Source organism: uncultured Sphingomonas sp. (assembly GCF_937859915.1).
Lineage (GTDB): Bacteria > Pseudomonadota > Alphaproteobacteria > Sphingomonadales > Sphingomonadaceae > Solisphingomonas.
In genome coordinates this window covers 18622-38143 of the sequence record NZ_CALMAW010000088.1, presented here as the reverse complement: position 1 = coordinate 38143, position 19522 = coordinate 18622, and the positions used below count along the sequence as shown (strand labels likewise).

The 19522-nt window shown below is 65.7% G+C and carries 17 protein-coding genes; 15 read left to right on the top strand and 2 right to left on the bottom strand.

All coding sequences use genetic code 11. The features are described from left to right. The first annotated feature begins 30 nt into the window (after window positions 1–30). The 3 genes from Q0326_RS11335 (at window position 31) to Q0326_RS11325 (ending at window position 4102) form a co-directional block, all read left to right on the top strand. Window positions 31–915 carry a Ku protein gene (locus Q0326_RS11335; RefSeq protein WP_298690271.1) on the top strand — a complete coding sequence of 295 codons (885 nt, stop codon included), beginning with the start codon at window positions 31–33 and terminating at the stop codon, window positions 913–915. Window positions 916–926: 11 nt separating this feature from the next. Further along, window positions 927–1799 (top strand): GNAT family N-acetyltransferase, encoded by an 873-nt coding sequence (locus tag Q0326_RS11330; RefSeq protein ID WP_298690268.1) that lies wholly within the window; start codon window positions 927–929, stop codon window positions 1797–1799. Between the two features lie 275 nt (window positions 1800–2074). Continuing rightward, the gene (locus Q0326_RS11325; protein ID WP_298690265.1) at window positions 2075–4102 is read left to right on the top strand and encodes an L-dopachrome tautomerase-related protein; all 2028 of its coding nucleotides are present in this window, start codon (window positions 2075–2077) and stop codon (window positions 4100–4102) included. A 20-nt stretch (window positions 4103–4122) separates the two neighbouring features. Here Q0326_RS11325 and Q0326_RS11320 read toward each other — a convergent pair whose 3' ends face one another. Continuing rightward, window positions 4123–7254: a TRCF domain-containing protein gene (locus Q0326_RS11320; protein ID WP_298690262.1), complete on the bottom strand. Its 3132-nt coding sequence runs from the start codon at window positions 7252–7254 to the stop codon at window positions 4123–4125. Between the two features lie 344 nt (window positions 7255–7598). Here Q0326_RS11320 and Q0326_RS11315 point away from each other — a divergent pair, with 344 nt between their 5' ends. Together Q0326_RS11315 and Q0326_RS11310 are read left to right on the top strand one after the other, a co-directional pair. Then, window positions 7599–8015: a cupin domain-containing protein gene (locus Q0326_RS11315; protein WP_298690259.1), complete on the top strand. Its 417-nt coding sequence runs from the start codon at window positions 7599–7601 to the stop codon at window positions 8013–8015. A gap of 43 nt (window positions 8016–8058) precedes the next feature. Continuing rightward, window positions 8059–8394 carry a hypothetical protein gene (locus tag Q0326_RS11310; protein ID WP_298690256.1) on the top strand — a complete coding sequence of 112 codons (336 nt, stop codon included), beginning with the start codon at window positions 8059–8061 and terminating at the stop codon, window positions 8392–8394. A gap of 34 nt (window positions 8395–8428) precedes the next feature. Here the strand turns inward: Q0326_RS11310 and Q0326_RS11305 are convergent, their stop codons facing one another. Continuing rightward, the gene (locus Q0326_RS11305; RefSeq protein ID WP_298690253.1) at window positions 8429–8920 is read right to left on the bottom strand and encodes a nucleoside deaminase; all 492 of its coding nucleotides are present in this window, start codon (window positions 8918–8920) and stop codon (window positions 8429–8431) included. Window positions 8921–8991: 71 nt separating this feature from the next. Here Q0326_RS11305 and Q0326_RS11300 point away from each other — a divergent pair, with 71 nt between their 5' ends. The 10 genes from Q0326_RS11300 (at window position 8992) to Q0326_RS11255 (ending at window position 19487) form a co-directional block, all read left to right on the top strand. Further along, window positions 8992–9822 carry an aldo/keto reductase gene (locus Q0326_RS11300; RefSeq protein ID WP_298690250.1) on the top strand — a complete coding sequence of 277 codons (831 nt, stop codon included), beginning with the start codon at window positions 8992–8994 and terminating at the stop codon, window positions 9820–9822. A gap of 321 nt (window positions 9823–10143) precedes the next feature. Further along, the gene (rfbF, locus tag Q0326_RS11295) at window positions 10144–10911 is read left to right on the top strand and encodes a glucose-1-phosphate cytidylyltransferase (protein ID WP_298690247.1); all 768 of its coding nucleotides are present in this window, start codon (window positions 10144–10146) and stop codon (window positions 10909–10911) included. Further along, window positions 10902–11963: a CDP-glucose 4,6-dehydratase gene (gene rfbG / locus Q0326_RS11290; RefSeq protein WP_298690244.1), complete on the top strand. Its 1062-nt coding sequence runs from the start codon at window positions 10902–10904 to the stop codon at window positions 11961–11963. The genes rfbF and rfbG overlap by 10 nt, the downstream gene beginning before the upstream one ends. A 19-nt stretch (window positions 11964–11982) precedes the next feature. Next, a complete protein-coding gene (gene rfbH / locus Q0326_RS11285) occupies window positions 11983–13350 on the top strand; it encodes a lipopolysaccharide biosynthesis protein RfbH (protein WP_298690241.1) in 1368 nt (455 codons plus the stop codon). A 44-nt stretch (window positions 13351–13394) separates the two neighbouring features. Then, window positions 13395–14507, top strand: a complete 1113-nt coding sequence (locus Q0326_RS11280) for an N-acetylneuraminate synthase family protein (RefSeq protein ID WP_298690238.1) — start codon at window positions 13395–13397, stop codon at window positions 14505–14507. Next, entirely contained in the window at window positions 14508–16415 is a 1908-nt protein-coding gene (locus Q0326_RS11275; protein WP_298690235.1) for a thiamine pyrophosphate-binding protein, read from the top strand. Then, a complete protein-coding gene (locus tag Q0326_RS11270) occupies window positions 16412–17095 on the top strand; it encodes an HAD family hydrolase (RefSeq protein WP_298690233.1) in 684 nt (227 codons plus the stop codon). Before Q0326_RS11275 ends, Q0326_RS11270 begins: the two co-directional genes overlap by 4 nt. Next, window positions 16977–18092, top strand: coding sequence for an NAD(P)-dependent oxidoreductase (locus tag Q0326_RS11265; RefSeq protein ID WP_363304011.1), 1116 nt, complete (start codon window positions 16977–16979; stop codon window positions 18090–18092). Before Q0326_RS11270 ends, Q0326_RS11265 begins: the two co-directional genes overlap by 119 nt. Further along, window positions 18076–19023: a glycosyltransferase family 2 protein gene (locus tag Q0326_RS11260; RefSeq protein WP_298690227.1), complete on the top strand. Its 948-nt coding sequence runs from the start codon at window positions 18076–18078 to the stop codon at window positions 19021–19023. The genes Q0326_RS11265 and Q0326_RS11260 overlap by 17 nt, the downstream gene beginning before the upstream one ends. 5 nt (window positions 19024–19028) lie before the next feature. Next, the gene (locus Q0326_RS11255) at window positions 19029–19487 is read left to right on the top strand and encodes a GtrA family protein (protein ID WP_298690224.1); all 459 of its coding nucleotides are present in this window, start codon (window positions 19029–19031) and stop codon (window positions 19485–19487) included. Window positions 19488–19522: the final 35 nt, after the last annotated feature.

Below are 19522 nucleotides of genomic sequence, written 5' to 3'. Positions count from 1 at the left end.
CGCAGACGGCGCACGGAGAGGATTCGATCGATGGCGGCACGACCCTATTGGCGCGGACAGATCCGGCTGGCGCTTGTCTCGATCCCAGTCGAGATTTATTCCGCGACCAAGAGCGGCGCCGCGGTCGCGCTCCACCAGATCTACGAACCGACCGGCCAGCGCATCAAATATGAGAAGACCGTACCCGGCATCGGCCCGGTCGACGTCGAGAAGATCATCAAGGGCTTCGAATATGAGAAGGGCGAATATGTCCTGCTCGACGAAAAGGAGATCGAGGGCGTCAAGCTCGAGAGCAAGAAGACCCTCGAACTGACCCAGTTCGTCGACAGCCATGAGATCGACGCGATCTATTTCGACAAGCCCTATTATGTCGTGCCCGCCGACGATCTCGCCGAGGAAGCGTTCGTCGTGCTGCGCGAGGCGCTCAAGCGTACGCACAAGATCGGGCTCGGCCAGCTTGCGATGCGCGGTCGCGAATATGTCGTCAGCATCAAGGGATGCGGGCGCGGCATGATCATGGAGACGCTGCGCTACGCCGACGAGGTCCACAAGGCGGCGAGCTATTTCCGTGAGATCGGCGACACCAAGCCCGACGACGATCTGCTCGATCTTGCCCAGACGCTGATCGACAAGAAGACCGGCAAGTTCGATGCCGCCGACTTCCACGATCGCTATGTCGATGCGCTGAAAGACCTGATCGAGCGCAAGAAGAAGGGTAAGACGATCACGATCGACGACGACAAGGGCGCCGACCCGCGCGGCGGCAACGTCGTCGATCTGATGGCCGCGCTCAAGAAGTCGCTCGGAGCGGGCGGCAATTCCGCTGCGGCCAAGGCACCGGCCAAGAAGACGCCGCCCGCCAAGAAGGCCGCGGCCAAGGCGGCCGCCAAAGCGCCGGCCCACAAGCGCGCCTGATCGTCGGCGCGGTGGCGCTGGACGACGCGACGTTGCGCGAGGCCGCGAACCACCGCGGGCTGAAGCTTGTCAAATCCCGCAAGCGTAAGCCGGGCGTCGGAGATTTCGGCCATTTCGGTCTTATCGATGCGGCAGGCAAACCGTTGTTCGGCATCGACGACGGCACGCTGACCGCCACCGTACAGAAGATCGCGGACTATCTCCGCAAGGGCGAAGCCTCGACGTGGGCCGAATCCGCGAAGGCAGCCCCGCCGCGTGCCAAGCGCGCCGAGCCGGACGAGCCGGACGAGGATGCTGCCGAAGACGACAGCGCCGCGCCGCCCGCGATCCGTCCCCGTGCCACCAAATCGACACGAGCATCGGCGCCGACGCGACGCGAGCGCACGCACGAGGCGCTACGGCCGCCGTCCGCGTCCCGTCCGCGCACCGACCATCCCGAACCAACGCCCGAGCCGCAACCTGAGCCCGAGTTGACGATCCGGCCGGCACTACAAGCGGATGCGGACGGCGTGCGCGACCTGCTCGCGCTGATCGGCTTCGATGGCACGTCGCGGGATGTCGCCCGCGCGCTCGCATCGGCGGCCGCGCGTCAGGAGGCGGTGCTGGTCGCCGATCGCGGCGGCGTGATCGGCTGCCTGGCCTGGCATGTCATTCCCGCGTTCCAGCACGGTCCGATCGCGCGGATCACAGCCCTCGTCGTCGCGGAAAATGCCCGGCGATCCGGTATAGGCCGTGCGTTGTTCGATGCGGCGACCGACGAGTTCGCCCGGCACCATGTCGAGCATGTCGAGGCGATGAGCGCGATCGCGGTGCGCAACGCCAACGGCTTTTATCGCGCGCTGGGGCTCGAACAGCGGAGCTATCGGTTCCTTCGCGCGCTCTGACCTACGCTACGATGGTGGCAGGCGCGCCGGCCGCACAATTGAACGGCCCGAAATGGGCAGGATACGGAACACCCGCATCCTCGATCGGTTCACACCCCACCCGCGTTCGAGGAAAGCAAGCGTGATCAAGGCGATAGCTTATGCCCCCAGGCGGCCTCGGCGGGAACCGGCTGACCGCGCCCGCGGTCGATGACGCGATAGCGCCGCGGCGATCGCACACTCTCCACGGGCGAAGAAGTGCGGCGCAACGGCGCTGCCATCGGAAAGGGCACATCATGCCAAATCTTCGAACAGACGCCGTCGACCTCCAATATGACGACACGGGTCCGCGTGATGCACCCGTTGTCCTGCTGATCCACGGCTGGCCCGACGATGCGTCCAGCTGGGATGAGGTGGCGCCGCGCCTCAATGCGGCCGGGATCCGCACGATCGTCCCGATGCTGCGCGGTTTTGGCGGCTCGCAGCTACGCCAAGGCGCGCCACGCACCGGCAACAGCGCGATCCTCGCGATGGACATGATCGCACTGATGGACGGGCTGGCGATCGACCGCTTCATGGTCGCGGGGCACGACTGGGGATCGAACACGGCTGAGGCGCTCGCGGTCGGCTGGCCCGATCGGGTCGCGCGAATGGCGATGCTGTGTACGCCGCCCCGGCTCGGCGGCATGCCGACGCCGCCGTTCGAACAGGCGCAGCGGCAATGGTATCACTGGTTCATGGCGACCGGCCGCGGCGCGCAGGCGGTACGCGCCGACCGGCGCGGCTTCGCGCATCGCCATTGGGTCAATTGGTCGCCGCCGGGCTGGTTCGACGAGGCCACCTTCGCGCGTGTCGCGGCGTCGTTCGACAACATCGCCTGGGTCGACGTCACGCTGCACAGCTACCGCGCGCGCTGGGACGAGGCGGCACCCGACCCAAGCAGCGTGTGGCTCGAGGACAAGATCAAAGAGACCGCGACGCTCTCGCTGCCGACGATCTACATCCAGGGCGCGGTCGACGGCGTGAACCCGCCATCGGCAGCCAAGGACGTGCCCGCCAAATTCACCGGCCCATTTGCCTTCATCCAGCTGTCCGGCGTCGGCCACTTCGCCCAGCGCGAACATCCCGACGCGGTCGCACGCCATCTTATCCAGCTGTTCAACGGCGATCCCGCCACCCTGACCGACATGGTCGACCGGAGCCTTCCCATGACCCGAGCCAAACCCTTCGTCGCCGGCCTCGCAGCCGTCGGCGCGATCGCCGCCGTCGCCTTCGGCGCCAGTGCGGTCGCGCAGTCGCGCTCCGCGCTCACCCAGGTCGCGCAGTTCGATCATCAGGCGACGGGCGTCGCGGTGGTCGAGGACGGTCGCCGCTTCGTCAACTTCCCGCGCTGGACCGACGATGCGCCGATCTCGGTCGCAGAAGTGCTGCCCGACGGCTCGCTCAAGCCCTATCCGGACGCCCAATGGAACAGCTGGCGCAACGCCCGCGCCAACGAGCTGTCGGTCGGCGACCATTTCGTCTGCGTGCAGTCGATCGTGCCCGACGGCCACGGCCATCTCTGGGTGCTCGATCCGGGCGCGCCGGGCAATGAGAAGATCCTCGAAGGCGCGCCCAAGCTGGTCCGCATCGATCTCAAGACCAACCACGTCACCAAGGTGATCGCGCTGCCGCTCGATGTGGCGCTGCAGGGCACCTATCTCAACGACATCCGCTTCTCGCCCGATGGCAAGATCGGCTACATCACCGACAGCGGCACGCGCGGCGCGATCATCGTCGTCGATCTTCAGACCGGCCACGGCTTTCGCGCACTCGACGGCGATCCCAGCACGCAGATCGACAAGCGGGTGAAGGTTGCGATCGAGGGCAAGCCGCTGGTCCGACCCGACGGTCGCCAGCCCGCCTTCGCCGCCGACGGCATCGCCATCTCGAACGACGGCAAGACGCTGTACTGGCAGGCGCTGACCGGCAAGACGCTCTACAGCATCGACACCAGCATGCTGCGTGCCGACGTGAGCGAGGCGGAGCGCGCCAAGGCGGTCAAGACGGTCGCCACCACCCATGTCGCCGACGGGCTGTGGATGAGCAAGGCCGGCACGCTCTATCTCACCTCGCCGACCGACTATGCGATCACACGGCTGAGCGGGACGACGGTCGAACCCGTGCTCACCGACAAACGGCTGCGCTGGCCCGACACCTTCTCGGAAGGACCCGACGGCCGGATCTATGTCACCGCCAGCCACATCCAGGACACGCAGTGGTTCACCCCCGGCGCGCCGCCCTCGATCAAGACCGAGCTCTTCTCCTTCGCGCCCGTGAAATGAGCGGCGCTTACCCGCGCTGATCAGGCGACGAGCGCGTCCAGCACCGCCTGGACGCGCTCACGGCGCGTCTCGGCGTCGGTCCGCTCGGCGAGCAGGAAACGGCCCTTCTTCTCGACCAGCCCGGCCGCCGCCGTGTCGCCTGCGAAATCCGGGCGCATCGTCATCGCGATCGCCGCGGGACCGGCATCGATGCGCTGGACGCCCGCGGTGCGCGCCGCCAGCCGCAACCGGGCCCAGGCGGTCAGCGTCTCGGCATCGGCCGGCAACGGCCCGAAGCGATCGATCATCTCGGCCTCCAGCGCATCCAGACCGGCCTCGTCCTCGATCCGCGCCAGGCGGACGTAGAGCGACAGCCGGATATCGGGCTCGGGTATCCAGTCAGCGGGCAACAGGCCGGTCGCGCCGAGGTTGAGTTCCGGGGTCCAGCGCTCGACATCCTCGCCGCGCGCGTGGCGGAGCGCCATGCCGAGCAGATGCTGATACAGATCGATCCCGATCAGCCGGGTATGCCCCGCCTGGGTCTCGCCGAGCAAGTCGCCGCCGCCGCGCTGATCCAGGTCCTTCGCGCTGATCTCGAACCCAGCGCCAAGGCGATCGTAGGTCGCGAGCGTGCGGAGGCGCTTCAGCGTCCGCTCCCCGATCGCGTGGTCGGCCTCGGTGAGCAGGATGACCTGGCCGCGACGATGGCCGCGCCCGACACGGCCGCGCAGCTGGTGGAGTTGCGCGAGCCCGAAGCGGTCCGCCCGCCAGACGATCATCGTGTTGGCGCGCGGCACGTCGAGCCCCGCTTCGATGATGTTGGTTGCCAGCAGGATGTCGCCCTTGCCTTGGGCGAATATGACCATCGCCTCGTCGATCTCGGCGGCGGGCATCTTGCCGTGCGCCTCGATCAGCCGGAGGTCGGGGACCAGCCGCATTATCTTTTCGCGCAGCACGGCCATGTCTTCGATCCGGGGCACGACAACGAAGCTCTGCCCGCCGCGGCCCTTTTCGCGGAGCAGCGCGGTACGGATTCGGCTATCGTCATATTGGTCGAGGCTGGTGCGGATCGGCTGGCGCCGGGCCGGCGGCGTCGCGATCACCGAAATCTGCTGGAGCCCGACCAGCGCCATCTGCAGCGTGCGCGGGATCGGCGTCGCGGTCAGCGACAGAAGATGGATGTCGCCCGATCCGCGCAGTCGCTGCTTGTCGCCCGCACCGAAACGCTGCTCCTCGTCGATCACGACCAGGCCGAGCTTGGCATAGGCGATACCCTTTGCCATCACAGCGCCGGTGCCGACGACGACGGCGACGGAGCCGTCGGCGAGCCCGGCCTTGACCGCCTTCTTCTCGGCTGCAGTCGACAGTCGCGACAGACCCGCGACTGTGACGCCGCTCGCCGCGAAGCGCTGCGTGAACGCTTCGAGATGTTGGCGCGCCAGCACCGTCGTCGGTGCCGCGATCACAACCTGATAGCCCGACAGCGCAGCACACGCCGCGGCGCGCAGCGCGACCTCGGTCTTGCCATAGCCGACGTCGCCGACCACCAGCCGATCCATCGGCCGCCCGCTCGCGAGATCGGCCCGCACCGCGGCTATCGCGCGGACCTGATCGGCGGTCTCATTATAGGCGAAACCGCCCGCGAAACGCTCGTAGGCCGCCGGGTCCGGATCGAGCATCGGCGCGGTCCGTTCCGCGCGTTCGGCCGCGAGCGCGGTCAGCGCTTTGGCGCTCTCGGCGATCGCCGCATCAATATCGCCGCGGCGCTTGCGCCAGGACGACCCATCGAGCTTGTCCAGCGTGACCGCATCGACGTCGGCGCCGTAGCGCCAGATCCGGTCGGCATCGTCGATCGCGACAAGACGACGGGCGTCGTCGGCATAGGTCAGCGCGATCAGCTCGCCCGCACCCGACCCATCGGCCACCTCCTCCTGCGCCGGTGCGGGTTCGAGACCGGCCACCACGCCGACGCCATGATCCTCATGCACGACGACGTCGCCAATCCGGATGTCGCCGGCGCTGCCCCAAATCCCGTCGCTCGTCGCCGGCGCCTCGCCGACCAGCGCACGACTGCCGAGCAGATCGGCCGCCGCGACGAGTATGAGACCATCGCCGACGAAGCCCGCGTCGACCGGCATCTCGATCGCTGCGGCGGATCCCGGCTCAAGGGCCGCCACCGCCTGCCAATCTCCGACAGACACGACCTCGCGCTTGAGCCGCTTGCCCAGCCGCGTCCGCAGAAAGCGGATGTCGCGTCGACTGCCGGCCAACAGGATGCTGTGCCCATCTGCCAGCAAGGGCGTCGCGAAACGCACCAAGCCGGCCAGCGGCGACTTCGTCTCCGCGAAGCGAGCCACCGGCGTCACATCCGGATCGATGTCGAGCGTCGCCCAGTCGGCGCTCGCCTGTGTCCAGGCGTCGTCATCGATCGCGTCGAGGCTTTGCCTACCCGTGCCCATGGCGTCCTTCGCCAGTTTGACGAAGCGGCGGCGACGTTCCTCGGCCCTGTCCGCCATGGCCAGACGGCCGGGCGCGAGATGAGCGAGGATCGCGGTCGCCTGGGCGAGCGGCGGCTCGGTAGCGCGGCCGATCTCGAGCGACGCGACATCGGCGACGGTCAATTGGGTCGACGGATCATAGGACCGCAGCGCGGCAATCCGGCCGTCGGCGATCTCGATACGGATCGGGAGGCCGGCGTCGGCGGGGAAGATGTCGACCACCTCGCCACGGATCGCCATTTCGCCGGGCTCGTCGACACGGTCGTCGGCCATGTATCCAAGCGCGGCAAGGCTGTCTGCGAACGCACCGGTCTCGATCGCCTCCCCGACAGCGAGGATCGGCGGTGCGCCATCGAACGCGGTGGGCGGCGGATACCGACGCGCGGCCGCTTCGCCGCTGAGGATACACGCCATGTGGGGACGCCCATCCTGCAGCTGACCTGCGCGGATTGCACGCAGCGCCGAGACGCGGTGTCCGGCATTGGCCGGCGAGGGCGGCGCGGCATCACCCGGCAGCGCGTCGCTGGCGGGCAGGAAGAACACCGGATGCGCGGGCGCGATCGCCCGGACTGCCCCGGCGAGGGCCTCCGCCTGCTGTTCGTCGTCGGCAAGGAACAGGATGTCGGCATCGGCCAGCGCCTTGGCGATCTGAACGGCGGCATGAGCCAGGTTCACGCTCCCGTCCCCGACATCCAACCGAGATTATCTCGGCACAACCACCCATTAGCCGGGCTGAGCATCGGGCGGACAAGCAGGCGTCCCGGCCGACGTGCCGTCCGGGACGCGTTTTCGATCTTATCCATTGCTGCTCCATCGCCCGATCGTGTCGGCACAACGCGCAACCGCGGATTTGGCCCAGGCGATTTGTCGACCAAGATACTGACATATATCAACAATGCGTCGAAGCCTTGGGCGGCGGCTCAAACTGCTTCGCCGAACATCATTACGGACCGCACTCGTCCGGAACGTCTTGGCCGCCTTGTTCGTCGAAGCGCCGACACCGACGTCAGGAGGATGACATGGCGATCTTTAACAAGGACATGGTCGAACTCGCGCGCAAGAACACGTTCTGGCAGAAGGAAGTGTATCGCGATGCCAAGATCCAGATCGTGCTGATGGATATCCCGGCCGGCGAGGAGATCGGCGCCGAGACCCATCCCGCCGACCAGACGACCTTCGTCGTCGCCGGCGAGGCGCAGATCGTCATCGACGGCCATGCGACCAAGGCCGGCCCCAACCACCTCGTCGTCGTGCCCAAGGGCGCCGAGCATAATATCCTCAACAAGGGGTCCGGCACGCTCAAGCTATTCTCGGTCTATGCGCCGCCCGCCGAGCCCGAGGGCGCCGCCTTCAAGACCAAAGCGGAGGCCGAGGAGGCGGAAAAGGGATTGCTCGGCAAGGCCGCCGACAAGGTCAAGGAGGTGCTGGGCCAGTAGCCGAGATGGTCGCCCGTATCGCCGTCGCCGCGCGGCAACTTGGATGACCGGGTCGGCGACCGCGCCACCGGTCACGCCCGACGGACGCTATATCGTCGTGCGCGGCAGATTGTGGCGACGCGCCAATCCCGCCTTGCCCGAACCAGAACGGCAGGCGATCGTCGCGCGACTGATGGATGCGCGGCGCGCGGTCGGGCGTGCGCTAAAATCTGGCGACCGCGAAGCCCTCGCCGCGGCGCGCGGCGCGGTCGACTCCGCCAAGGTCGCACTCGGCGAGCGCGGCCCGGTTTGGTGGCAAGGTGGCGAGGATCTCAATCGCCATCTTGCCCGAAACACGCGCTACGCCGAATGGTATGCGACGCTCGCACCGGCGGGATGATCGCCAGGTCCCCCGCGCGGCGGCACGCGCGCACTCACAAGTTGGCGATCTCCTCGCGCGGCAGGTCGGCATCGGGCGGATAATATAGGCTTGCGCACTCCTCGCGCAGGCACCCGCCCTCGATCTCGATATCGTCGCGATAGGCGTCGCCGATGAACGCCAGCGTATCGACGTGCCGCGCCTCGAAATACATCGCATGCACGTCCTCCCGGCCGGCCCCGAAGACGACGCGACCGACTTTCGACCAGATCGACGCCATCGTGCACATGCCGCAGGGCTGGAGCGTCGAATACAGCGTCGCCCCGCGCAACTCGAGCTCGCCGATGCCTTCGCAGGCGCGGCGGATCGCCATCATCTCGGCATGCGCGGTGGCGTCGGGAAGCTCCTGAGTCTGATTGCGCTCGGCGGCGATCTCGCGCCCGTCGAGCACGATCACCGAGCCGAGCGGCGATGTCGCGGGATCCGATCCCTTCGAGCGCGCCACCGCGATGGCGCGGCGCATCCAGCGTTCGTCATTTTCGGTCATCGGCATCGTCCCTGGCCCGGCGTCGCAACATCGCTTATGGTCCGAACCGGTCCATCCCACCTTAGGCTCATATGAAAACAGTCCGCTTTCCCGATGGTTGCTTGGTTCCCGCGCTCGGTCAGGGCAGCTGGATGATGGCCGAGCACCCGGCTCGGCGCGCCGACGAGATCGCCGCGCTGCGATCGGGGATCGAGCTTGGCATGACGCTGATCGACACCGCCGAAATGTATGCCGATGGCGAGTCCGAGCGACTGGTCGGCGAGGCGATCGCGGGCGTACGCGACCAGGTTTTCCTGGTCAGCAAGGCCTATCCGCAGAACGCGTCGCGTGACCGGTTGTCGCACGCCTGCGAGGCCAGCCTCAAGCGGCTCGGCACCGACCGGCTCGATCTCTATCTGTTGCACTGGCGCGGCGCAGTGCCGCTCGCCGAGACGGCCGAGGCGATGACGCGGCTTGTCGCTGCGGGCAAGATCCTGCGCTGGGGGGTCAGCAACCTCGATGCCGACGATATGGCGGAGCTGATCGCGGCGGATGGCGCTGCCTGCGCGACCGATCAGATCCTCTACAATCTCGCCCGCCGCGGCCCCGAACATGATCTCCTGCCGTGGCTGACCGATCACAGCATTCCGGTCATGGCCTACAGCCCGGTCGAACAGGGACGCCTGCTGGGCAACCCGCGCCTCGGCGAGATCGCCGCCCGGATCGGCGCGACGCTGGCCCAGGTCGCGCTCGCCTGGACGATGCGATCCGGGCATAGCATCGCGATCCCCAAGGCGGGCAACGTCGCGCATGTCCGCGACAATTTCGCGGCGTCCCAGCTCGATCTCACGACGGACGACCTTGCTTCGCTCGATGCTGCCTTCCCGCCGCCGCGGCAGCGAGTGCCGCTCGAGATGCTGTAGCCGGGGGTCGCATGTCGTGCGGACGTATTGGCGGAGACGGACAGCGACGTGTCGGCGCCCATGGCTTTTCGTCTTTCGAGTAGCGTGGCACATTCAGTGGAGGTCGGCGAAGCGTGGGTGGTTGGTCATCGCGGTCCGCGACCGCATCATCCAAGGACCGCGGTGTCCGCGGCATATGTGTCTGTTTCCCGCCGGCCAAATCCGTTAACGTTAATGCGTCTTTAGGCATTATCTGGGATCACGGGCGGCGAATAATCCGGAAAAGTCCGGAAGCCTGGGTCGGCGGTTGGATGGCCGGCGCGTATTGTCGAGGATGACGTGATGCAAGCGGTGATACTTGCGGGTGGGCTCGGCACGCGGCTGGGCGAGGAGACGATTACGCGCCCGAAGCCGATGGTCGAAATCGGTGGCATGCCGGTGATCTGGCACATCATGAAGATATATTCGAACGCGAGCGTGAACGACTTCGTGGTCTGCCTTGGGTATAAGGGCTATATGATCAAGGAATACTTCGCGAACTATTTCCTATATAATTCCGACGTGACCATCGATCTCCAGGATAATAGCCTCCAGATCCACCAGAATTGGAGCGAGCCATGGCGGATCACGCTGGTGGATACCGGCGCCGACACGCAGACCGGCGGACGACTGAAAGCGGTAGCCAGTCATCTCAAGCCCGATCAACCGTTCTGCTTCACCTATGGCGACGGGGTGGCCGATATCGACATCGCGCGCCTCATCGCCTTTCATCGCGCGCAGGGCAAGCGCGCGACCGTCACCGCGGTTGCCCCGCCAGGCCGGTTCGGCGCCATCGAATTCGATGGCGACCTGGTGCGTAATTTCCGGGAAAAGCCGGCGGGAGACGGCGGCCGGATCAATGGCGGCTTCTTCGTCGCCGATCCGTCGGTGCTCGACCTGATCGACGGACCGGACACGATCTGGGAACAGGGACCGCTCGAGCGACTGGCGGCCGACGGCGAGCTGGCCGCCTATCGCCATGACGGGTTTTGGCAGCCGATGGATACGCTGCGCGACAAGATCCATCTCGAAGCATTGTGGCAGCAGGGCGCGCCTTGGAAATGTTGGTGAACCCCGAAGCCTGGACGGGCCGGCGCGTGCTCGTCACCGGCCACACCGGCTTCAAGGGCGGCTGGCTCTGCCTATGGCTACATCGGATGGGTGCCGTCGTGACCGGGCTATCGCTGCCCGCCCCGACCGACCCCAGCTTCTTCGAGCAGACGCGACTTGCAGCGCTCGTCGAGCACAAGATCGGCGACGTGCGCGACATGCAGCAGGTCGCGGACGCGATCGCGACCGCGCAACCGGAGATCGTCTTTCACCTCGCCGCCCAGCCGCTGGTGCGCTATTCCTATGACAATCCGGTCGAAACCTACGCGACGAACGTGATGGGCACGGTCCACGTCCTCGAGGCGTGCCGCGCGGTCGACAGCGTCGCGGCGCTGGTCTGCGTCACATCGGACAAATGCTATGAGAATCGCGAGTGGCATTGGCCCTACCGCGAAAACGATCCGATTGGTGGGCACGACCCGTATAGCAGCAGCAAGGGGGCAGCGGAGATTGCCGTCGCGGCATGGCGCCGTTCCTATCCGGCCGGGCCCGCTATTGCTTCGGTACGGGCGGGCAATGTCATCGGCGGCGGCGATTGGGCCAACGACCGGCTCGTGCCCGACATCATCCGTGCGCTATTGGCCGATGTACCCGTGCAGGTCCGCAATCCGGACTCGATCCGGCCCTGGCAGCATGTGCTTGACGCCTTGTCGGGGTATTTGCTGCTGGGACAGCGGCTGCTCGCAGGGGATCGGGGCGCCGGGGCCGCCTGGAACTTCGGCCCGTCGGAGGATGACGCGCGACCGGTCGGCTGGATTGTCGAGCAGATGCTCGCCGGCTGGGGATCGGCCCAAGATTGGCGGCGGCCCGAGGCTGCCGGCCCGCACGAGGCCACGCTGCTGCGCCTCGATACGAGCAAGGCGCGCAACGAACTCGGTTGGAAACCGACGCTCCGCCTACACGAAGCGTTAAGCATAATCGTTGATTGGCATAAGCAGGTCGCGCATGGCGGCGATGCCCGGGACATCAGCCTGCGGCAGATTGACGGTTTTGCCCTCCGCGGCGCGGCATGAACGATGAGAATCCAGGAACATGAGCGAAATTTCGAAGTTTCCGCAGCTGCAGGCGTTGGCCGGTGACGCCGACGAGGGGCAGTTGCGGCACCTCATCCTCGATCTCGTCGGCGAATATGCGCGCCGTCACCACGCCGCGCCCACCTTCGTGCCGGGCACCAGCCCGGTGCCGGTCTCCGGCAAGGTCTATGGCGCGCCCGATATGCAGTCGCTCGTCGACTCCGCGCTCGACTTCTGGCTGACGACCGGGCGCTTCAACGCATCGTTCGAGGAACGGCTGGCGGCGCGTATCGGCGTCCGGCACGCGCTCACGACCAATTCGGGATCATCCGCCAACCTGCTTGCGCTGTCGTCGCTGTGCTCGCCGACGCTCCGTAACGAGGCGCTTAAGCCCGGCGACGAGGTCATCACCGTCGCGACCGGCTTTCCGACCACGGTCAACCCGGTGCTGCAATATGGCCTCGTTCCGGTCTTCGTCGACGTCGATATCCCGACCTACAACATCAAGCCGGCGGCGATCGAGGCCGCGGTGTCGGAGCGGACGCGGGCGATCATGATCGCGCATGCGCTCGGCAACCCCTTCGATCTCGCCGAGGTGATGCGGGTCGCGAAGAAATATGATCTCTGGGTGATCGAGGATTGCTGCGACGCACTTGGTGCGACCTATGGCGGGCGCATGGTCGGCACGTTCGGCGACATCGGCACGCTCAGCTTCTATCCGGCGCATCACATTACGATGGGCGAAGGCGGCGCGGTGTTCACCGACACGCCGCGGCTCAAACGCGTCATCGAGTCGATGCGCGACTGGGGGCGGGATTGCTGGTGCGCCCCGGGGAAGGACAATACCTGCGGCAAGCGCTTCTGCCGCCAGCTCGGCGATCTGCCGATGGGCTACGACCATAAATATACCTATGGCCATGCCGGCTATAATCTCAAGATCACCGACATGCAGGCGGCGGTCGGGGTGGCGCAGCTCGATCGGCTCGACGGCTTCATCGCCGACCGCCGGCGCAATTTCGATACGCTGACGAAGTTGCTCATGCCGTTCGAGGACGTCTTCATCCTGCCCGAGGCGACGCCCAACAGTGAGCCGTCCTGGTTCGGCTTCCCGATTACGATCCGCGACGGCGCGCCATTCGCACGCGAACAGCTGGTACCGCATCTTGAGGCCCACCGGATCGGCACGCGGCTGTTGTTCGCGGGCAATCTGATCCGCCAGCCCTATATGCGCGGCCGCAACTACCGGGTCTCGGGCTCGCTGGAAAATTCGGACATCGTGACCGAGCGCACCTTCTGGATCGGCCTGTATCCGGGATTGGGCGAGAGCCATTTGGAATATGTCGCCGACGTCGTAAAGGATTTCGTAGGGAACCTCGTTAATAATTGAGCCTTACCGATGACATCGACGTCCGCTCGGACAGGGGATAAGTGGTGACCGTATCGATTTTCGACGACCTGTTCGTTCTCGAACTGGCCAATAACCATTGGGGCAACATCGATCGCGGCCTCAAGATCATCCGTGATTTCGCGCGCGTCGTGAAGTTCAACGATGTCCGCGCCGCGATCAAGCTGCAGTTTCGCGACGTCGACAGCTTCATCCACCCCGATTTCCGCGATTGCGGGGATATCCGCTACATCAAGAAGACCCGCGATACGCATATGGCGTGGGACAACCTGCGACGGATGGTCGAGACGGTGCGGGATTGCGGCATGGTCACGATGGTTACGCCGTTTGACGAGGTTTCGGTCGACAAGTGCGTCGAATTCGATGTCGATATCCTCAAGGTCGCAAGTTCCGACATCCGCGACAAGACGCTGCGCGCCAAGATCGCCTCGACAGGGCTTCCTGTGATCGCGTCGTCGGGCGGCGCAGAGCTCGAGCATATCGATGATCTCGTAGCGTTTTTCACGTCACGCGCCATTCCCTTCGCGCTCAACCACTGCGTCTCGCTCTATCCATCCGAGGACAGCGACCTCGAGCTTGACCAGATCGATTTCATGAAGGCGCGATACCCCGGCATCGTGATCGGCTATTCGACGCATGAATATCGCGACTGGTGGGATTCGACGCTGATCGCCTATGCCAAGGGAGCTCGCACCTTTGAGCGGCATATCGATATCGATTATGAAGGCGTGCCGGTGAGCTCATACTGCACCACCCCGCAGCAGGCCGACATCTGGTTCCGTGCGATGAAGAAGGCGCAGGAGATGTGCGGCCATGGTGCAACGCGCCGACGCGTCGTACCCGAGAGCGAGCGGCGCTACCTCGACGCGCTCGTTCGTGGCGTGAACGCCAAACGTGACTTGGCGAAAGGCGAGGTATTGACCCTCGACGACGTGTATTTCGCGGTTCCGCTGCTCAAAGGGCAAATCTCGACCCGCGAGTTCGGCGGCGGCGAGCATCTGACCGCGCCGATCAAGGCAGACGCGCCGCTCGACGTTTATACAGTGGATGGGCCGGGCCTCAAGGATCCGACGCTGATCAGGCTGATCATGGACCGCGGCCTTGATACGACGCCGGCGCGCGCCGTGGCGGTGCGCTGAATGAACCTCTTTTCACCGCCGACTGCCATCGGCCTCGAGACCGCGCGCCCTGGCATCATGACCGGACCGGTGCGGCTGGCGGACTTCGTGGCGCAGCGTATCGCCGCGCGCGGCGTGCGGCATGTGTTCATGCTGACCGGCGGTGGCGCGATGCATCTCAACGACGCGCTCGGCCGCGCGGACGGACTGCGCTATGTCTGCTTCCATCACGAGCAGGCGGCAGCGATGGCGGCCGAGAGCTATGCGCGGCTGTCTGGCCGTATTGCGGCGCTCAACGTCACGACGGGCCCCGGCGGCATCAACGCGATGAACGGCGTCCACGGTGCCTTCACGGATTCGATCCCGATGCTCGTCGTCTCGGGTCAGGTCAAGCGCGAGACCATCCGGCACAACGCGCCGGTGGTCGTGCGGCAGTTGGGTGACCAGGAGGCCGACATTGTCGACATGGTGCGGTCGATCACCAAGTTCGCGGTCACCGTCTCGAACCCGCTCGACATCCGCTACCTGCTCGAAAAGGCCCTGTGGCTCGCCGAAACCGGCCGGCCCGGACCTGTGTGGCTCGACATTCCGATCGACGTCCAGTCCGCGCTGATCGACCCGTCGCACCTGCGCGGTTTCGATCCGATGGCCGATGGCTATGGCCAGGCGCATGCGGTGGCGCGCGAATATGGCTGGCTGCGCGGCGACGATCTGGACGGGACTGCACGGCAGGTGATCGACGCCGTCCGGCAGGCCAGGCGACCAGTGATGATGCCGGGTACGGGAATTCGTATCGCCGGTGTTTATGAGCAATTCCTCGTACTGGCCGAACGGCTCGGCATCGCCGTCGCGCCGGCCTGGAACGCGCAGGACCTCGTCCCCGACGACCACCCGTTCTATGTCGGCCGTCCAGGCACCGTCGGCGATCGATCGGGCAATTTCGCCGTACAGGGCAGCGACCTGCTGTTGGTGCTTGGCTGCCGGCTGAACATCCGGCAGATCAGCTATAATTATGCGGGCTTCGCGCCGGATGCGACCAAGATCATGGTCGATGTCGACGCGGCCGAACTGTTCAAGCCGACGCTGTCGATCGACATGCCGGTCCACGCCGATCTGCGGACGTTCATACCCGCGCTGATTGCGGCGCTTGATGGCTATCAGACGCCGGCCGCCCACCGCACCTATGTCGATTGGGCGATGGAGCGGCGGCATCGCTACCCCACGGTGCTGCCGGAATATTGGCAGACACAGGGCGTCGTGAACCCCTATTGCTTCACCGAAACCCTGTTCGAAGCGCTCGTGCCCGACGAGGTCATCGTGATGGCCGATGCGACCGCCGCCGTTGTCACTGTCCAGGCCGCAAAGCTTAAAGTGGGCCAGCGCCTCTATTCAAATTCGGGCGCGGCCTCGATGGGCTATGATCTGCCGGCGACGATCGGTGCCTGGTATGCAATGCCGGCGGGCGCCGAGCGCATCATCTGCCTCGCGGGGGACGGCAGCATCATGCAAAATCTGCAGGAGCTTCAGACGATCATCGGACAGGCCATCCCGGCCAAGATCTTCCTGTACAACAATTCCGGCTATCACTCGATCCGACAGACGCAGCAGGCCTATTTCGACGGGCATTCGGTCGGTTGCGGACCGGATTCGGGCGTGACCTTTCCCGATTTCGGCAAGATCGCGCAGGCCTTCGGCTTCGCCTATACATGCACCTCCGAGCATGCCGACATGGCGCGCGCGATCGCCGCGACGCTGGCCGCCCCGGGTGCCGCGATCTGCGAGATCTTCCTCGATAAGGAGCAGAGCTTCGCACCGAAGGTGTCGTCGCGGCGCCTTGAGGATGGCAGCATGGTCAGCGCGCCGCTGCACGATCTCGCACCCTTCCTGCCGCGCGACGAAGTGGCCGAAGCGATGCGCCTGCCGCTGTGACCCGGCCGCTGCGAAGCATCGTCTTCGATCTTGACGGCACGCTGATCGACAGTGCGCCGGTGTTTGTCCGGATCCTCAATGCGATGCTCACCGAGCGTGCGAGCCGCCGCCGCGTGACCATCGCGGACGTCCGGCCGTTCGCGAGCTTAGGCGGTCCCGCCCTGGTCGGCGGCGCGCTCGCCGAAGATTGTGGCGATCTCACCCGCGCGGTCGAGGATTTTCGTGCGCGCTATCGGCTCTTCCCGACACCCCCGGAGTCGCTATACGCGGGCGTCGCAGACGGCGTCCGGGCTCTCGCCGCGCTCGGCTTTCCGCTCGCCATCTGCTCAAACAAGCCGCAGACGTTGTGCGAGAAGATCATCGCCGATCTCGATCTCGGCGACTGTTTTCCCGTCATCGTCGGCAGTTCGCCCGACCGCGCGATGAAGCCCGCGCCCGACCTGCTGGACCTGGCGCTGGCTCGGCTCGGCTCGGCCGTGGCCGAGTGCCTCTATGTCGGCGACAGCGAGGTCGATCTGGCCCTGGCCGAGACGACCGGCGTGCGCTTCGCCCTCCTCACTTATGGCTATGCGAGCGAACCGCTGTCCGTCGGGCGGCATGCGGCGTTCGACGACTTTTCCGATCTGGTCGGGTGGATCACGGCAAAAGCCGCGTGTCTGCCGGGACGCGTCTTGGCGTAGCGGGACCGTCGCGGCCTTGCCTCTTACCGCCCATGTCGCGGCCGCCTTACGGCGGAGCCCATATCGCATCGTCGTCACCGGCGCGCGCGGCTGGATAGGGCGGGCGACCCTCGACCTCCTCCACGACGCGCTCGGCGACACATTTGCGGAGCGGGTCCTATGTTTCGGGTCGCGCCTCGCCGAAATCGACCTTTCGCCCCTCCGGACGATCGACCAGCGGCCGCTGCGCGAACTGGGCGCGTTGCCGTGCCAACCGACGCTTGTCCTGCATTTCGCCTTCTTGACCAAGGATCGCGCCGAGGTGATGTCCGAAAGCGCGTATCGCGCCGCCAACCGAGCGATCCGTCAGCATGTCCTAGACGCGCTCGATCCGATCGGCGCCGAGGCCGTTTTCGTGGCGTCCTCGGGCGCTGCCCAATATGTCGACGACGACGCGGCCTCGCCGCCGATGCGGCTTTACGGCATGCTCAAGCGCGAGGACGAGGACGCCTTCGCGGCGTGGGCCGAAGCGCGGGGTCACCGCGCGGCGATCGCCCGGATCTTCAACCTTTCCGGGCCGCATATCAACAAGGTGCGTAGCTATGCGCTGTCCGCGTTCCTGCTCGACGCGCTGGCGGGAGGACCCGTGACGGTCCACGCCCGTCATCACGTGCGGCGCGGCTATGTCGCGATCCGCGAGCTGATGTCGCTCGGCATTGCGCTGCTGCTGGATCCGCAGGGCGGAGTCACGCGGTTCAGCAGCGGCGGCGAGCACATCGAACTCGGTGCGCTTGCAGCGACGATCGCGGCGGCGGCAGGCTGCGCGGTCGACCGTCCGGCGGTCGGCCACGACCGCGCGGACGTCTATCTCGGCGACGATCGTCGCTACCGGCACTTGTTGGACCATCATGCGATCGAACGGGTGTCGCTGAACGACCAGATCGCCGAAACCATGGCCTTCCTTAAGAACCGGGTAACTCCTTGTTGCGTACAAGATCCCCATGCTGAAGATCCCTGACAGGCCCGAAATCTCGGTCGTCATTCCTTGCCTCGACGAGGAAGAAAATGCCGAGGCCATCGCGAATGCCGTGCTGGTGCAACTCGGCTCGGTTACCGACGACTTCGAGATCATCTTCATCGACAACGGGTCGTCCGATCGGACTGCCGACATCGTCAGGTCTTTGTGCCGACGCGACGCCCGCATCCGGCTGATTATCAATACCCGCAATTTCGGCCAGATGCGCTCGCCGGCACATGGCCTGTTCCAAGCCAAGGGCCGGGCGATCATCGGGATCGCGGCCGACTTCCAGGATCCGCCCGAACTCATCCCGCAACTTGTCCAGCGCTGGCGCGAAGGGGCAAACATCGTTCTCGGCGTGAGCGAGACCAAAGTGCATTCCTCGCTCTATGCCGGCTTACGCAAGCTCTCCTACGGTCTTCAGCGCCGGTTCGGCGACTATCCGATCATTCCAAACGCCACCGGCTTCGGAATCTACGACAGCAAGGCCATCCAGGCGATCGGCGAACTCAACGAGCCGGAACCATTCGTGCGCGGGCTACTCGTCGAAACCGGCTATGCGATCGAGACGATCGTGTTCAAGCGGCCGGAACGCGCGGCCGGCAAATCGAAGAATGGCTTCTTCAGCCTGCTCGACTTCGCGCTGTCAGCGCTGGCCTATTCGTCGAAAGGCCTACTCCGCGCACCGCTTTATTTCAGCTTTATCGCGATGGCGGCGGTCGTCGTCACGGTTCTGGGCGCCTCCTGGTCGATCGCCTTCGGCCAGAATGCGCGGATGTGGATGTTCGCCGCTTTGCTGGAACTCCAGTTCGGCCTGCTGTTTCTGTTTCTTGGCGTCCTTGGTGTGCAGGTCCGGCTGATTTCCGATCGGACGCGCGGCACGCCGCTAGTGATCGAGCGCGAACGCGTCAATTTCACGCCTGAGGACTAAGGCCTGTGCAGCCGTCTTCCGCGGTCGTCAGGCAACTCTGGCGCTTTCTGCAGACGGGGGCAATCAACACCCTGTTCGGATACGGGCTTTACGCCATGCTGGTTGCGGGCGGGCTTCAGCTATTCGTCGCACAGATCGTTGCGACGATCATCGCCGTCGCGTTCAACTATGTGTGCTACAGCCGCTACGTCTTTGCGGGCGTGCGGCCGCCCAAACTGCGATTTCTGCTATCCTATGCACTGAACTACCTGCTCAGCGTGGCAGCGCTTGCGGCATGTGCCGCACTCTTGCCGTCGCCCTATCTGGCCGGACTGCTGGCAACTATGGCGGCAGCGGCGGTCAACTTCCTCGTCTTGCGCCGATGGGTGTTCACGCCCCGTGCCGACGCTACAGCCGCCGAGGCTAGTTGCCCCCTAGCTGCCGTAAGCGGCGGCGAGATGATAAAAGGTCCCTCTTGTTCGTGACCAGCCTGATCCAAACAGCATGGTGGTCTAAGGTC